Genomic DNA, 15,829 nt, shown 5'->3' on the forward strand with positions numbered 1-15,829 from the left:
GTGATAGTCAACATCGCCCAGTGCCTACCACTTATTTATCCAAACCCAGCCGTGGGATTTCAATTTTAGGGCAACGATCCATCACAACTTTCAGCCCTGCATCGTAGGCCAAAATTGCCGCTTGCTCATTAATGACGCCAATCTGCAACCACAGAACGGTAGCACCGATGGCGATAGCCTCTTTAGCCACCTCATAAGCCGCCTCTGGCTGACGAAAAACATCGACCATATCAACAGGGTTAGGAATGTCCGCCAAGCTGACGTACGCTTTTTGTCCTAAGAGTGTCTGACCGGCCAGCTTGGGGCTGACGGGTATGACGTCATAGCCCTGTTCCAGTAAATACGCCATTACACCATAACTTGGGCGGGATGGTTTATCGCTGGCACCCACTAACGCAATGGTTTTTACCGTTTTCAGTATCGATTCGATATCACTGTCATTCATGCTATTCAGCCTCTCTTGCGTGATTTATTACAGTGTATCGCACATTTTACTCATGGCGGAAAATGACTTAAAGAATCCGCAACCTGGTGCAGGTTGGCACGAAAAATGCCATAACTGCCTGTTTCAAATTGAAACCTTTGACACATTCAGACAATTCCTCAACAATACTCGAATAGCGTACCATCTGAGAAAATTATGAAATTCGGCTTCATCACTGTCTGCCTTTTTATTGCGAGTTTAAGTACCTCGGCAATTGCGGCAACAACGTTGAAATTAGATCAGAAAATCGATCTCCTGATGGTTGATGGGCAGAAGATGTCAGGCTCATTGCTGAAGGGTGCCGATAGCCTCGAACTTGGCAGTGGACAACACCAGATCCTGTTCAAAGTTGTCGATACTGTCAATGCTCAGACCGGCGCGCCAGCAAGCTATTTTCCTTCAACATTTATTGCCACCTTTAACACCGAAAAAATGGCATCGGTGTCGTTTAAGCTGCCACCGCTGCAAACCCTTCAGGATCGCAAAAACTTCGCAGCCCTTCCCCAATATCAATTGCTTGATGAAAAAAATCAGGTCATCCCCGTGCGTACCGATGAGTTTGTAATCGCAGACAATGAATTACTCGATATAGAGCGAAAAATGTCGGAATACAACGCGGCGGCAAAAGGGGCTTCAGTTGTAGGTTTTGCTAGCGCACTGAATGAATCCGTAACCTGGTGATTTAACGCGCAATCACATCAGATTTTTGCTACTCGTTCGCCTTTTCCTGCTTTTATCGCTTTGCACTGAAACAGCGTTTCCGTAATCTGTCTGTACCCTAGCGTCAGCTTTACTACACCAGATTGAAGGACGTAACCATGGAGTTCACCACCCGTACCATCCCCGCACAAAAACATATTGCGCTGGTAGCACATGACCACTGTAAACAATCCTTGCTGGATTGGGTTGGTACGAATAAAGAACAGCTCAAAGAGCACACGCTTTACGCCACTGGCACCACCGGGAACCTGATTCAGTTAAATACGGGTCTGCCCGTAAAAAGCATGCTGAGTGGGCCGATGGGGGGCGACCAGCAAGTTGGCGCACTCATCTCCGAAGGGAAAATTGATTTAATGATCTTCTTTTGGGACCCACTTAACGCCGTACCACACGATCCCGATGTAAAAGCACTGCTGAGACTCGCTACCGTTTGGAACATTCCTGTTGCCACCAACCGGGCAACGGCGGATTTCCTGATTAATTCTGCGCTATTTAACGAACCGGTTCAGATAGCCATCCCTGATTATCAGCGCTACCTGCAAGACCGCCTCAAATAGCACTAACACATAAAAATAGATCAGCGACGAGTTGCACACCCGACGCTGGTCTCTACTGCCCCATTTCTCTATTTTTCCTTATCCTGGCTTACGCTGCGCTGGCACGCCTAAACGCCGAAGAGATTCAACAAACACTGAAGGGTTAGCCACGTCCTGTAACAGCCAGACGCGATGCTTTGCCCTCGTCAACGCGACATACAGCAAGCGACGCTCTTCCGCGTCGGGAAAATTTTCAGGTTCAGGTAGCAGTACCGCCTCAATCACCGATTCTCTTGCAGGAGCCGGGAAACCATCTTTGCCTTCATGCAGTCCTACGATAATGACATACTCAGCCTGTTGCCCTTTACTGGCATGCACCGTCATGAAATCAATGTGTAAATTCGGCCATTTGGTCGCCGCCTTCTCTAAAATAGCAGGGCGTAAATGGTGATAGCGGGCAAGCACGAGAATGCGCTCATCAGCTTTAGCAAAACCGCTCAGCTTATCCAAGAGTGATTCAAACTGATCCTGAGGCAGGATAGTCACCGCTTTTTTATCCCCCTTGCTCAAGCTATTAAGCGGCTTCTTTAGCTGATACGGGTTTTGCTGTATGAACGTGTTGGCAATCTCACCAATGCGTTCATTAAAGCGATAGGTCGTATCTAGCGCACACTGTTCGCCTACGCCAAAATGCTGTTCAAATGCCGTCGTTAACGCCAACTCCGCGCCGCTGAAACGATAAATTGCCTGCCAGTCATCTCCCACGGCAAAAAGGCAGGTACGGCTATTTTGTCGCCGCAGCGCAGCAAGCAAACTCGCACGCTGTGGCGAAATATCCTGAAATTCATCGACCAGAATATGTTTCCAAGGGCTGACAAAACGTCCTTTATCCAGCAAGTTCACGGCCTGATGGATGAGGCCAGAGAAGTCGACCGCGTTTTCATCCTTAAGCGCTTTTTTCCAGGCTTTCAATAACGGTGCCATCAGGCGAATACGTTGCTGAAATTCAGCCCTAATCGATTCTGGCGCTTGTTCAACCATTTCGCTTTGGCTACCACCGTGCATACGCATCAATCCCAACCAGCGCTCAAGCCGCCCAGCCAACCGCCCAGCCAACGTCAAATCGTTCCAGAAATCGCCTTCTGGTACATCCCACTCCAGCTCTTCCGTTAACCAACGTCGCCATCCGTTAGCCTGCGTTTTTTTCTCAGCGCATTGCTGTTGCCAATGAGAAATCAACAGTTCACGGCGCTGTTTCGCATCACTTTCAAGCTGGCTTATCATCGGGGCCTTGCGGCTAACCTGCTGAATGATGTGCAATGCCAGCGCATGGAATGTCTTAGCCTGAATTTCATCAGTATTGAGCCGCTCATGAATGCGTTCATTCATCTCTTCTGCCGCTTTACGACCAAATGCCAACAGCAAAATTTGATCGGGCGTCGCTTCTTGACGATGCATTAACCAGGCTGCACGAGCCACCAGCACGGAAGTCTTACCGCTGCCAGCCCCCGCCAGCACCAGTACGCCCTCTTCGCCATTAATCACGGCTTTACTCTGAGACACATTTAATGACGAACTCTCTACCGTTTCAAAGAAAGGTTGCTCTGCCGCCAGCGTGCGATCCATCCATGCCTGATTCGCCGCAGTACGCAACTCGTCACCTTGCTCAAGCCAACGCAGGCAATGTTGGTAGCTATCACGGCAGTTATCGAAAGTTTCAAGACGCGCAACAGGGAGAGGTAGAGACGCTAGAGAATCACGAATAGTGCCCTGCAACGCTGACAGTGCCTGACGACTAAACCATTTATCCTGCTGCGCCAGCATATGAATGCTGTCCATTTGACGCAGCAAAACCTCGGCACTGATCAGACTCATCTCCTCGCTCCAACCAAGCCAGGATTTGAGAAGATGGCGGTAAAAAGCCTGCGTTTCCTGCCACTCCGTGCCGTGCAAACGCACCACTTTTCCGGCGGGCAATTCAAATTCTAGCTCACCCCACACCAGCCCTCTTTTACAGTGAATACTCAGCAACTGATTAAAAGGAATCAGGTATTCATGCTTATCGCCGCTCACTTCGACACCGGCATTCAGTAACCGCACCCGGTTGTAAGGATGCTGAGCCAGATGTTTACCTAACGAGGTAGATTTCAGTTCCATGATGTTCGCGCCATGACTATGTGAGAGGGACATTGGTACATTTGTTAGCGTTTCTCTGTTTCCTAGTTTACCCGTTATCGGACGTCACGCTCTAGCCTTAAAAACAGGTTAGGATATCCTGATGCTTAATGTGATAATTCTTTTACCATCAGCAAGTTTGGTTACCTTGCAAGCACAGGAGAAACTATGCGTACTGCGTTGAACATCCTTAATTTCGTACTGGGTGGTTTTTTCACCACATTAGCCTGGCTTCTGGCAACCGTCGTCAGCGTGCTGCTGATCTTCACTTTACCGCTAACGCGCTCATGCTGGGAAATCACCAAATTGTCGCTTTTTCCTTATGGCAATGAAGCCATCCATGTTGATGAGCTACGCCCCGATGAAAAAAACGCCATTCTCAGCGCTGGCGGTTCCTTGCTTAATATCTTCTGGTTAATTTTCTTTGGCTGGTGGCTTTGCCTGTCGCATATCATTACCGGTATCGCGCAGTGCATTACGATCATTGGCATTCCTGTCGGCATCGCCAACTTTAAAATTGCTGCCATCGCGCTATGGCCTGTCGGACGCCGCGTGGTTTCCGTCGAATTAGCGCAGGCTGCGCGGGAAAATAATGCCCGCCGCCACTATCGTTAACGGCATCTAAGGATATTACGTTGCTCACCTTCGCCCCAGGAATTCGTCGCTATGTCTATAACAGCAGTTGGCTGTATAGCATCCGCATCCTTATTGCACTCAGTGGCGCAGCGGCCGTTCCCTGGTGGCTAGGTCAGCCAACCTCGACGATTCCGGTCACACTGGGGGTTGTCGCCGCGGCCCTTACCGACCTCGACGATCGCCTCTCCGGGCGTTTACGTAATTTGTTTATTACGTTGTCCTGTTTTTTTGTTGCTTCCGTTTCGATCGAATTGCTTTTTCCCTATCCCTGGTTGTTTGGCATTGGTCTGGCGGTATCAACCTGTGGCTTTATCCTGCTTGGTGCATTGGGGCAGCGCTATGCAACGATCGCATTCGGCGCACTGCTGATCGCGATTTACACCATGCTGGGGATATCCCTTTACGACAACTGGTATCAGCAGCCCATCATGCTGTTAATCGGAGCCTCTTGGTACAATCTGCTGACACTGCTCGGCCATCTGATATTCCCGATTCGCCCGTTACAGGACAATCTCGCGCAGTGTTATCAGCAGTTGTCTCGCTATCTGGATGCAAAAGCCAATCTATTCGATCCCGATATTGAAGAAGACACCAACAAACCCTTGATTGATGTCGCGATGGCAAACAGCCAATTGGTTGCAACACTCAACCAAACCAAATCATCATTGTTAACGCGCCTGCGTGGCGATCGCGGACAGCGCGGAACACGCCAAACGCTGCACTACTATTTTGTCGCTCAGGATATTCACGAACGAGCCAGCTCGTCGCATGTTTACTATCCGCAATTGCGTGAAAAACTACGCTACAGCGATGTCTTATTTCGCTTTCAACGTCTGCTGAGTATGCAGGCCAAAGCCTGTCAGCAGCTATCGCAATCCATTCTGCTGCACCAAAAATATCAGCACGATAGCCGTATTGAGCGGGCTTTTGTGCATCTTGAATCCGCTATTGCGCGTATCGCAGCCAATAAAATGGCGGATTCCGCACAAATTAAGGCGCTCACCTATCTATTGAACAATTTGCGTGCCATTGATGCTCAGTTGGCGACCATCGAATCCGAGCAGGCCATTGAGCAAGAAAACAATCCGGAAAACACGCTGGCAGATGACAACATAACGGGTTGGAGCGATATCCGCTTACGCATTAGCCGGCACCTAACACCTCAATCAGCGCTGTTTCGTCATGCCATCCGTATGTCCGTGCTGCTTTGTAGCGGCTACGCGTTGATTCAAATAACGGGCTTGCAGCATGGATACTGGATTCTGCTGACCAGCTTGTTCGTTTGTCAGCCCAACTATAACGCCACTCGACGACGACTGACGTTGAGGGTTATCGGGACATTGACCGGTATTTTAATCGGCCTCCCCATCCTATACTTCGTCCCTTCGCAGGAAGGACAACTCACGCTGATCGTCATTAGCGGCGTACTGTTTTTCGCCTTTCGTAACGTGCAGTACGCGCACGCAACCATGTTTATTACACTGCTTGTCCTGCTCTGTTTCAATCTGCTGGGCGAAGGCTTTGAAGTCGCGGTACCGCGTATTATTGATACACTACTCGGATGTGCCATCGCGTGGGCGGCAGTAAGCTTTATCTGGCCAGACTGGCGTTTCCGGGGCCTGCCGACCGTTATCAATAAAACATTAAATGCCAACTGTCGCTACCTTGATGCGATCATGGTTCAATATCATCAGGGGAAAGATAATAGCTTGCCTTATCGCATTGCCCGCCGTGATGCACATAATTGCGATGCAGAATTGGCATCGGTTGTGTCAAATATGTCCTCAGAACCTCACACCACCAGAAACAAACTGGACAACGCATTCCGCTTCATGTGCCTGAATCATACGTTATTAAGTTATATCTCAACGCTCGGCGCACACCGTGGAAAAATTACATCATCGGAAACGCTACAATGTCTGGATGATGCCGTGTGTCATGTTGATGACGCGCTACACTGCCGCGAAGAGGAAAGTTTACGTATCAATCAGGGATTGGAAACTATAGCCACCAGCATTCAATCCCTTTCACTCGAATCAGACAGTAAAGAGTCATTAGTGATTCAGCAAATCGGCTTGCTGATCGGCCTCTTACCCGAACTCGTACAGCTAAAAAATGACATGATTGCACAGTAAAACAGAGGGGAAACTCTTAGTGTTTTGGCCCTTTGGAAACCGCATTATTCTTATACCACTCCAAAAGTTCATTACGAACGCTGTGGGGGAGTGCTGCCTGATGCGTGCCACAAATTGCGCCAGCCAGCGCCAATAGCACGTTAACGCTTAGATTAGCGCGAACCTTTCGCAACTCAAGATAGCTATCTTTTGCGCCATAATGCTGTAATTCATCGATATTTTTTATGCCCGCTTTCCACAGCAAACGCTCAATATCGTGATTAAGATTCGGAAGATCCTTTAACCGCCCGCTCGAATTTTTGACTATTTGATCATACTGCGCCCCCATCAACGCCAGTCGGGCAAAAGCCAATAACTGCACCGGTTCTTGCCATAGTACTTCATCGACAAGGAAGTAGTTCAGCGGTAGCGGCATACCGCGTTTGGTATAAATCAGGTGCGGCATATCACGCTGCTGAAAATATTTTTCATCTTTTTTACTGGCGCGAAGATAAAGTTCCCCCTCAGACACCAGCCCAAAAATCGTTTTATTTGCCGCGATACTGTAGCCGCCAAATTGGGAACGCGAAGTGATGTCCCCTAAAGATGAAAAAGAATGCTGAGATTGCAAAATCCTTTTTTTGCATGATTGCTTCATTGCCATAATCCTTAGTATTGAAATGATCTCTTCCTGAACAGTTAAAATATTTGTAGCAGGAACAAATAATTAACCACACCTCCGAGGGGGCTTCAAACAGTAAATGTGTTTACTATCTCTTGCATAAAGAATATGCGAAGCGCTTTCAAAAAATCAGGTTGATTTTCACGCACACAGCAGTTACTGTACATCCATACAGTAACACTATGGGTGGAACTCATTATGCGTACGCAATCAATCAGCTCTCACAACGTCCAGTCATCATCGTTTTCTACCAATCAACACACAGTAAAACCTTCGGTTGCCACGGGCGGTATTATCAGCGAAGTCGTGTACAACGCCGATCAGCCCATAGTCACACACCTGTTACTACCACTCTTACAACAGCTAGGCGCACAGTCTCGCTGGCTACTATGGCTTTCTCCTCAGCAAAAATTGAGTCGCCCTTGGGTACAGCAATCTGGATTGCCGCTGGATAAAATAGTGCAACTCAACCATATCAACCCCTTGTTTACCGTTGATGCCATGGAGAGAGCGCTACTGACAGGAAATTACAGTGCCGTTTTGTGTTGGTTGCCGCACGAATTGACGGAAGAAGAGAAAGTTCGGTTACAGGGCGCCGCACAGGCAGGAAATACATACGGCTTTATTATGCGCCCAGAAAATGCCAGCGGGGACGCCTATAGACTGTTTCCCAGCCTTAAAATTCATTCGACATTGTATCATTAAGTAAATTAAGATTTTTCTCAGCTCAATTACGTTATATGTCCAGTAGATCGCCGCGAAGCGGTATTCTGCGGGCTTTTTGACTATATTTAATACATCCCCAAGGGATAAGATCTGTCAAAACCATCTACTATTTGTTAGCAAGTGTGTATGATTCGTGCGTTTTTCCTATGACGCAAGTCACATCATACTTGTAACTTTCTCATCACGTTGTAGACTTTAACTCGCTGGAGTTGCTCTTTTATAACGTCAGTTGACTGACAGTAAGTCATAAATAAGGGCAAAGTCTCCAACCAAAGGATTTTAACCAAAGGTTTATTAGCCCTCCAGGTTAATTGCCGATTTGGATGATAATGAGGCGTAAAATGAAAAAAACAGCTATCGCAGTTGCAGTGGCACTGGCTAGCTTCGCGACTATCGCGCAGGCAGCTCCTAAAGACAATACCTGGTACACCGGTGGTAAACTGGGCGTGTCTCAATTCCACGATACTGGTTTCTACGGCAATGGTTACACTGGTGTCAACAACAACCCAATCAAAAGCAAGTTAGGCGCTGGTGCGTTTGTTGGTTACCAAGCCAACCCGTACTTGGGCTTTGAACTGGGCTATGATTGGTTGGGCCGCATGAAATATGCAGGTTCTCCTTCTAACGCCGCAGACAGTGCTAGCTTCAAGGCACAAGGCATCCAACTGGCTACTAAACTGAGCTACCCAGTGATGCCAGATCTGGACGTTTATACCCGTCTGGGCGGTTTGGTATGGCGCGCTGACAGCCACGCTGACAGAAGCGGCACTCATCTCAACAACGATGACACTGGCGTTTCTCCGCTGGCTGCTGTGGGTATTGAGTACGCTATCGACAAAAACTGGGCTACCCGTGTTGACTACCAGTGGGTAAGCAACATTGGTGACGCTGGTACCGTTGGTGCCCGTCCAGACAACCTGCTGATGAGCGTTGGCCTGTCTTACCGTTTCGGCCAAGATGACCGTGTTGCACCCGTTGTTGCTCCGGCTCCAACCCCAGCACCCGCTCCAGTTGTTGAAACCAAGCGTTTCACCCTGAAATCTGACGTTCTGTTCAACTTCAACAAAGCAACGCTGAAAGCAGAAGGCCAGCAATCACTGGATCAACTGTACACTCAACTGAGCTCTCTGGATCCGAAAGACGGTTCTGTTGTTGTTCTGGGCTTCACTGACCGTTTAGGTTCAGAGCAATACAACCAAGCTCTGTCTGAAAAACGTGCACAGAGCGTAGTGGATTACCTGGTTTCTAAAGGTATCCCTGCGAATAAAGTCTCTGCTCGTGGCTTGGGTAAATCTCAACCAGTTACCGGTTCTACCTGTGACAACGTGAAACCTCGTGCTGCGCTGATTGACTGCCTGGCACCGGATCGTCGCGTAGAGATCGAAGTTAAAGGCATCAAAGATGTTGTAACTCAGCCTCAGGCTTAAGTTATTAATAAAAAAAACCTCGCTCCGGCGAGGTTTTTTTATGAAGGTCATCCTTGTCCATCATACTGCGGGCCGTTGCTACGCAACGTTGAAAAATGCTCCCTGCGTTTTTTTATGCCTGTTTCTTTGCCAGATAGATGCCGCTCACTTTTCGTCTTTGTTCAGAATGGCTTTAAGATCCTGCTTGAGCAGCGACATCTGGCTGGCATATTTCTCTTTATGCTCGGCATCTTCAATTAACTGTACAATCGTTTCTGACAAGGTCACCCCACGCCTCTGAGCGAGAGCCGCAAGGCGCTGCCAGACTAAATATTCTAAATCGATTGATTTCTTGCGCGTATGTTGGTGCTCCGCATTAAAATGGCGTTTACGCCGTGCGCGGATCGTCTGCTTCATCCGATTTTCTAAGGTGGGATTCATACATTGCGCAATCCACTCCAACACTTTCACTGGCTGGTTTTCCATTTTCAGCAATGCCTGCACAGCATCATCCGCCGCACTTTGCTCCAGAAAACGCGTAACCGCTTCTCCCTCGCGATGCTTTTTCACCAGATATTTCCATTTCCACCCGCACTCAAGATTTTCTAGTTGTTGATATTTCATATTAAATTCTTCAGTGACCGCGTAACGTTACTTTCAGCATAACAGTTTTCCCTGATTTTGGCCGCTTTCTGGCAGTCCTCTCGCTGTTTTTAAGATGATTAGCCAAACATGATCCAACTTCAACGTGTGAAAGATGACGGAGAGATGACTCTCCTTATGCGTAGTCCGCATTATTCTTGTATAATCACGCTTTTCCTTTAGACGATTACATTGATACTTTGACCAGTAACCGACTCTCATGGCAGCATTTACTGCCTAATAATACGCCTTATCAAACGCTATTCACTCAGGCAGCTCAGCTTGCTCCTGCTGAATTCTCCGCTATTCAGTCGCGTCTGGCAGATAGCCTGACGCTCTTTTGCCACCCTCGTTCCCCTTCCCGCTTTATGCTGTTGAAAGCGCAAGAGAACGATGAATACATGGCATTGATCGCCCGGGCGCTGAGCGCCATCAGGCCAGACTCCGGGGCGATACATGGCAGTAAATACATCATTGAGGATCGTTATATCCGGGTCGAACCCGCCACACAGCCTGCGGATAATTTTGCCGCACAGCAATCCTGTGGCTATCAGGAATGGATCGAACCCGAACAACTCTTCGGCTGTCTGCGCAATTTCCACGATGAAATCACGCTGCATCCTGGACTGATTCATCAAGTTAATGGCGGCACGTTGATCCTGTCAGCCAGAGCATTGCTGGCCCAGCCTTTAATGTGGCTGCGTCTAAAGCAGGTTATGGCTGAGGGGCTCTATCGCTGGCAATCGCCAGACGAGCGCAAACCACTTCCCGTTGATGTGCCTCCGATCCCACTTGATATTCGTCTGATTATTCTCGGTGACCGGGAAAGTCTGGCGGATATTCATGATATGGAGCCAGAATTAGGCGAGCACGCAATTTACGGTGAGTTCGAAGCACAACTACAGTTGATTGAGACAGATGACATGGCGCGCTGGTGTACTTACATCAATGCGTTATGCAACGAAAATCAACTGCCGCTGCTGGATGCAGATGCCTGGCCGGCATTCGTGAACAGTGCAGTGCGTTACAGTGGCGATCAGGGCAATTTGCCATTATGCCCGCGCTGGCTAATCAGCCAGTTAAAATATGCGTCTCTGTACGCCAGAGATGGTCAGATTACAGAGCAGGCACTGGTCGATGCTATTGCCGCACGCCAATGGCGTGAGGGCTACCTGCGTGAACGTATGCAGGATGAAATAGAACTTGGCCAGATTTTGATCGAAACAGAAGGCGAAGTTGTCGGCCAGATTAACGGGCTCTCCGTATTGGAATTCCCCGGCTACCCCATTGCCTTTGGCGAACCGACACGTATCACCTGTGTCGTTCACGCCGGCGACGGTGAGTTCACTGATGTCGAACGCAAAGCCGAACTTGCTGGCAATTTACACGCTAAAGGCATGATGATCATGCAGGCGTTCCTGATTACCGAACTGGAACTTGATCAACAACTTCCTTTCTCAGCATCCATAGTCTTTGAGCAATCGTACAGCGAAGTTGATGGTGACAGTGCCTCACTGGCAGAGCTGTGTGCTCTGATCAGCGCCCTATCTTTACAACCAATCAATCAGCAGTTCGCCGTTACCGGTTCCGTCGATCAATTTGGTCATGTGCAACCAATTGGTGGCGTGAATGAGAAAATAGAAGGGTTCTTTGAGGTTTGCCAGCGTCGTGGATTAACGGGAACTCAAGGCGTGATTTTACCTGCGGCTAACCTACGCCATCTCTGTTTACAGGAGGATGTGGTTGAGGCGGTACGCGAAGGGAAATTCCATTTGTTCCCCGTAGAAACTGCACCGGAAGCGGTGACATTACTGACCAATTTAGCCTATGACGATGAGCAGCAGCCAAGTCTGTTAGCGGCGATCCGTGAGCGAATTGGACAACTTTTACCGCAGGAACGTAGACGTTTTCCTTGGTTTTTCCGTTAAACCAACTGGTTCAACCAGACGCAACAGACTTGCCCAGCGTACAGGTGTACGCTAACCTGCGTGCTTCATTAAAACAAGGCTTACAGAGACCATGGTAGATAAACGCGAATCCTATACAAAAGAAGACCTCCTTGCCTCCAGTCGTGGTGAACTGTTCGGTCCGCAAGGCCCCCAGTTGCCCGCCCCTAACATGCTAATGATGGACCGTGTCGTTAAAATGACGGAAGACGGCGGTAAATATGGCAAAGGCTATGTGGAAGCCGAATTGGATATCACGCCTGACCTGTGGTTCTTCGGTTGCCATTTCATCGGCGATCCGGTCATGCCAGGCTGCCTCGGTCTGGATGCTATGTGGCAACTGGTCGGCTTCTATCTGGGCTGGTTGGGTGGCGAAGGCAAAGGCCGCGCACTTGGCGTAGGTGAAGTTAAATTCACAGGACAAGTTCTGCCAACAGCGAAAAAAGTCACTTACCGCATTCACTTCAAACGCGTAATTAATCGCCGTTTAGTGATGGGAATTGCTGATGGCGAAGTGCTGGTTGATGGTCAGCAGATTTATACCGCTGACGAACTGAAAGTCGGTCTGTTTAAAGATACTAGTTCTTTCTAAGCGTCAGATAATATCGCGGGCGAAAAACTTTTCGCCCGCGATATCTCGTTCATATCTCCGATTGCATCCAAGCGTAACCTAAAGCACTCGACTTAGCATGATGGATTTTTAAGTTCGCTGGTAATCGACTGCCGCACGTCTTGTGGTATCTTCAACTCGGTTGCTAACGCATCCAGATAGCTTTTCTCCATGAAGTGATCGATATCAATGACCGCACAACTCAGGAAGTAGATCTCAAGCGCCTCTTCTTCATTCTTCACATCTTTCGCCAGCAAAATCGGGTCGAGCGGGTGTTCTATGGCTTCCTGTACCCAGCGATGCGCCTCGCTGCCTAATTGCAGTTGCTGAATATTCTCATCAATGCGCTGTTTCTCAGTGGCATCAATGTGTCCATCGCTCTTAGCAGCAAAAACCAGAGCCTGAATCAAACGTCGGGCACGAATATTATCAGTCGAGAATTGGGTACCAAACTGTGGATCGTCCTGATGCGTGTCACGAACACGTTTCTTATACTGGTTCCATAGCACCACACCCGCTGCTGCACTGCCACCAATGATCAGGGCATTTTTACCCAATGAACCTATGATTTTCCGAGTGGATTTATTTGACAATAAGACACCAGCCAAACCGCCCAGCGCGGCGGGCTTCAGCAGGTCGCCCAAATTACCGTTTTTCCCCCCTTGATGATGATTCCCCTGCTTGCTACCGGAGTTCAATAAGCCCTGAATCTGCTGCAGCCAATTATTCATTCTCATTCCTCAAGGAAAAGTGATATCGCGGATGGTGTTATCACTCATAGTAATGGTGCGGAAGGCGTTTGTTTGTCAGATTGAGTATAACAATGAAAAGTATGGAGCGCGTTTCTACGCCGCAGCACGATGAGACAGTCCGGCGTTGGTACGTTGATCATTCCGGTTGTCTTTACGTTGTTATGGCTCTCCGTTTTCGGCAACCGTGCGCTTTATCTGGCGATCAACGGCAATAGGGAAGCGCCGAGCAATACACTCACCTTCTCTGGCACAGGCCCCCATCGCCTATAAGGCTGAAATAAATGGCTGTTTTTCAAATAGTTAATACAGCATAATTTGTTTTTCCTTCATCGTATTTTTCCCAAATTTATGGGCTGTGCCGCATTCTTTGCTTCCACGATTTGCGCTTTATTTTTGAAACGGTATACTGCACACATCAAATTGAAATACAGTTTTAAAAAATGTATTTGTCCGCCACAGAAAAGGAACGAACATGAAAATTGCACTGATTAACGAGAACAGCCAGGCTGCCAAAAACGCCATCATCGCCGAGTCTCTGACCAAAGCGGTTGCACCATTGGGTCACACTGTACACAACTACGGCCAATATGCCGTTGAAGATGCAGCGCAACTGACTTACATCCAGAACGGTATTCTGGCAGCTATCCTGCTGAACTCTGGCGCGGCTGATTTCGTTGTGACCGGTTGCGGTACTGGCCAAGGCGCAATGCTGGCTTGTAACTCCTTCCCTGGCGTAATCTGCGGTCTGGTTGTTGACCCATCTGATGCTTACCTGTTCTCCCAGATCAACAACGGTAATGCAGTATCTCTTCCTTACGCTAAAGGCTTTGGCTGGGGCGCTGAACTGAACCTGGAAAATCTGTTTACCCAACTGTTCAAAGAAGAAGGCGGCAGAGGCTATCCGAGCGATCGCGTTGCTCCTCAACAGCGTAACAAGAAAATTTTGGATGCCGTAAAAGCTGTGACCTACAACGATCTGATCACCATCCTGAAAGGTCTTGATCAGGATCTGGTTAAAGGTGCCATTGCAGGTCCTAAATTCCAAGAATACTTCTTCGCTAACAGCAAAGACGAAGCATTGACCAGCTTTATCAAAACACTGCTGGCGTAATCGTCCAATCGCTGACAAAAAACCACAGACCATAAAGGGCTGTGGTTTTTTTATGCCAATTCCTCACTCATTTTGCCTGTATTTTGACAGTGCCGTTACACGGACTATCAGTTACCGTTCAATGCTTAGCCAGACGCACCGATAGCGCTAAATACTGCTTGACCGAAGCTGAGTGACTCCCTATAGTAGCGCCCCGTTGCCCCTTGTAGGCAACCCCCGGTGAGGTGTCCGAGAGGCTGAAGGAGCACGCCTGGAAAGTGTGTATACGTGAAAACGTATCAAGGGTTCGAATCCCTTCCTCACCGCCATACAATTAACAAAATCAATAAATTATCTATTATATTTGGTTTTGTCCTGCATAAAGTAATGCATAAAAGTTCGCTCCGGCGGACTTTTTTACTTTTTGGGATCCAACATTCCTTTCATGAGGCTGATGTTTTCCTGCACCAACTTCCCAACAGACAGATAAAGAAAAGCTCAGGGTATGGCTATAACCCTCTTCCTTCATTAGGTTTGACAACATCACTGTCTGGCGAATACTCCGCTCCTCGGTATGGGATGATTGACTACAATTCCCCACAGGAGACCTTAGGGACGGTTTTTCAGGAAAAAGTAAGCTTCTCCCCCTCACCTGTAGACACGGGCATAACCTTTAGATACATACGTAAGAGCTTTCCAGAATTATCACGAGAGTGATGATAATATTTACCCGTTATTTGTTCATTTGGTTAATTTATTAACTTTACTGAGACAGGAGTCAGCAATGATAGTAAGAACATGGCATGGCTGTGTGCCATTGCAGCATGCAGAAGGTTTTGCAACTCATCTTCAATTAACCGGTGTCAAACATTCGCAAGGCATAACAGGTAATCAGGGCGCTTTTGTTAAGCGAGTCACTCAGGGGAACTGGGAACATTTTTTCCTTGCGACTTATTGGACTGACATTGATGCAATTAAGGCTTTTGCTGGTGAAGATTATCATATCGCCGTAACCTACCCTGAAGATGATAAATTTTGCCTTTTATCTGATCCTTATGTTTTTCAACATGAAGTTCAGGCTATACAGTCGTTGTAAATTTAGTGATAAGCCACATAGGAAAAAATAACATCGCCTGATGCGGCAATGGTCGGCTGATGTTCTGGACGCTAATAGCAACAATATGGTTAGGCCGTTTGAGTTTGCACAGAAGGGATAAAATTAAGCTAAGGTCATGGATGACTGATACCATCAAGGTGATAATAACTGTTAGAACATAAAAGCAGTAAAAACATCAGACCACTCAAAGCAC

16 protein-coding genes and 1 tRNA gene are annotated in these 15,829 nt (G+C 48.0%); 12 read left to right on the top strand and 5 right to left on the bottom strand.

Annotation, left to right across the window (positions count from 1 at the left end; genetic code table 11):
* Positions 1-31: 31 nt before the first annotated feature.
* Positions 32-445, bottom strand: coding sequence for a CoA-binding protein (locus tag A7983_RS21955; RefSeq protein WP_005970596.1), 414 nt, complete (start codon positions 443-445; stop codon positions 32-34).
* 195 nt (positions 446-640) lie between these two features.
* On the opposite strand from A7983_RS21955, the gene A7983_RS21960 reads away from it, so the two are divergent.
* Both A7983_RS21960 and A7983_RS21965 read left to right on the top strand, forming a co-directional pair.
* Positions 641-1,165 carry a DUF2057 family protein gene (locus A7983_RS21960; protein ID WP_005970599.1) on the top strand — a complete coding sequence of 175 codons (525 nt, stop codon included), beginning with the start codon at positions 641-643 and terminating at the stop codon, positions 1,163-1,165.
* 137 nt (positions 1,166-1,302) lie between these two features.
* Positions 1,303-1,761, top strand: coding sequence for a methylglyoxal synthase (locus A7983_RS21965; RefSeq protein WP_005970602.1), 459 nt, complete (start codon positions 1,303-1,305; stop codon positions 1,759-1,761).
* 78 nt (positions 1,762-1,839) lie between these two features.
* On the opposite strand, the gene helD is transcribed toward A7983_RS21965, so the two are convergent.
* Positions 1,840-3,897: a DNA helicase IV gene (gene helD / locus A7983_RS21970; protein ID WP_039478679.1), complete on the bottom strand. Its 2,058-nt coding sequence runs from the start codon at positions 3,895-3,897 to the stop codon at positions 1,840-1,842.
* A 186-nt stretch (positions 3,898-4,083) separates the two neighbouring features.
* On the opposite strand from helD, the gene A7983_RS21975 reads away from it, so the two are divergent.
* Positions 4,084-4,530 carry a YccF domain-containing protein gene (locus A7983_RS21975; protein ID WP_005970606.1) on the top strand — a complete coding sequence of 149 codons (447 nt, stop codon included), beginning with the start codon at positions 4,084-4,086 and terminating at the stop codon, positions 4,528-4,530.
* 20 nt (positions 4,531-4,550) lie between these two features.
* Positions 4,551-6,686: a YccS family putative transporter gene (gene yccS / locus A7983_RS21980; protein ID WP_005970607.1), complete on the top strand. Its 2,136-nt coding sequence runs from the start codon at positions 4,551-4,553 to the stop codon at positions 6,684-6,686.
* Between the two features lie 16 nt (positions 6,687-6,702).
* Here yccS and A7983_RS21985 read toward each other — a convergent pair whose 3' ends face one another.
* Positions 6,703-7,323 carry a TfoX/Sxy family DNA transformation protein gene (locus tag A7983_RS21985; protein ID WP_005970609.1) on the bottom strand — a complete coding sequence of 207 codons (621 nt, stop codon included), beginning with the start codon at positions 7,321-7,323 and terminating at the stop codon, positions 6,703-6,705.
* A 222-nt stretch (positions 7,324-7,545) separates the two neighbouring features.
* Here A7983_RS21985 and sulA point away from each other — a divergent pair, with 222 nt between their 5' ends.
* Both sulA and ompA read left to right on the top strand, forming a co-directional pair.
* Positions 7,546-8,052 (top strand): SOS-induced cell division inhibitor SulA, encoded by a 507-nt coding sequence (gene sulA, locus A7983_RS21990; protein ID WP_005970612.1) that lies wholly within the window; start codon positions 7,546-7,548, stop codon positions 8,050-8,052.
* Positions 8,053-8,414: 362 nt separating this feature from the next.
* Positions 8,415-9,500 carry a porin OmpA gene (gene ompA, locus A7983_RS21995; protein ID WP_005970614.1) on the top strand — a complete coding sequence of 362 codons (1,086 nt, stop codon included), beginning with the start codon at positions 8,415-8,417 and terminating at the stop codon, positions 9,498-9,500.
* Between the two features lie 144 nt (positions 9,501-9,644).
* Here ompA and matP read toward each other — a convergent pair whose 3' ends face one another.
* Positions 9,645-10,103: a macrodomain Ter protein MatP gene (matP, locus tag A7983_RS22000; RefSeq protein WP_005970616.1), complete on the bottom strand. Its 459-nt coding sequence runs from the start codon at positions 10,101-10,103 to the stop codon at positions 9,645-9,647.
* Positions 10,104-10,279: 176 nt separating this feature from the next.
* Between matP and A7983_RS22005 the strand changes: the two genes are divergently transcribed.
* Both A7983_RS22005 and fabA read left to right on the top strand, forming a co-directional pair.
* Positions 10,280-12,049, top strand: coding sequence for an AAA family ATPase (locus A7983_RS22005; protein WP_005970618.1), 1,770 nt, complete (start codon positions 10,280-10,282; stop codon positions 12,047-12,049).
* Positions 12,050-12,140: 91 nt separating this feature from the next.
* Positions 12,141-12,659: a bifunctional 3-hydroxydecanoyl-ACP dehydratase/trans-2-decenoyl-ACP isomerase gene (gene fabA, locus A7983_RS22010; protein WP_005970620.1), complete on the top strand. Its 519-nt coding sequence runs from the start codon at positions 12,141-12,143 to the stop codon at positions 12,657-12,659.
* 92 nt (positions 12,660-12,751) lie between these two features.
* Here fabA and A7983_RS22015 read toward each other — a convergent pair whose 3' ends face one another.
* On the bottom strand, positions 12,752-13,408 hold the full coding sequence (locus A7983_RS22015) for a tellurite resistance TerB family protein (protein WP_005970622.1): 657 nt from the start codon (positions 13,406-13,408) through the stop codon (positions 12,752-12,754).
* A 129-nt stretch (positions 13,409-13,537) separates the two neighbouring features.
* Here A7983_RS22015 and A7983_RS24775 point away from each other — a divergent pair, with 129 nt between their 5' ends.
* From A7983_RS24775 to A7983_RS22030, 4 genes are all read left to right on the top strand, one after another.
* Entirely contained in the window at positions 13,538-13,699 is a 162-nt protein-coding gene (locus tag A7983_RS24775) for a BCCT family transporter (protein ID WP_152413539.1), read from the top strand.
* Positions 13,700-13,901: 202 nt separating this feature from the next.
* Positions 13,902-14,540, top strand: coding sequence for an RpiB/LacA/LacB family sugar-phosphate isomerase (locus A7983_RS22020; RefSeq protein ID WP_005970625.1), 639 nt, complete (start codon positions 13,902-13,904; stop codon positions 14,538-14,540).
* A 218-nt stretch (positions 14,541-14,758) separates the two neighbouring features.
* A tRNA-Ser gene (locus tag A7983_RS22025) sits at positions 14,759-14,848 on the top strand.
* A 455-nt stretch (positions 14,849-15,303) separates the two neighbouring features.
* Positions 15,304-15,615, top strand: coding sequence for a hypothetical protein (locus A7983_RS22030; RefSeq protein WP_005970627.1), 312 nt, complete (start codon positions 15,304-15,306; stop codon positions 15,613-15,615).
* Positions 15,616-15,829: the final 214 nt, after the last annotated feature.

This window comes from Pectobacterium wasabiae CFBP 3304, assembly GCF_001742185.1.
Lineage (GTDB): Bacteria > Pseudomonadota > Gammaproteobacteria > Enterobacterales > Enterobacteriaceae > Pectobacterium > Pectobacterium wasabiae.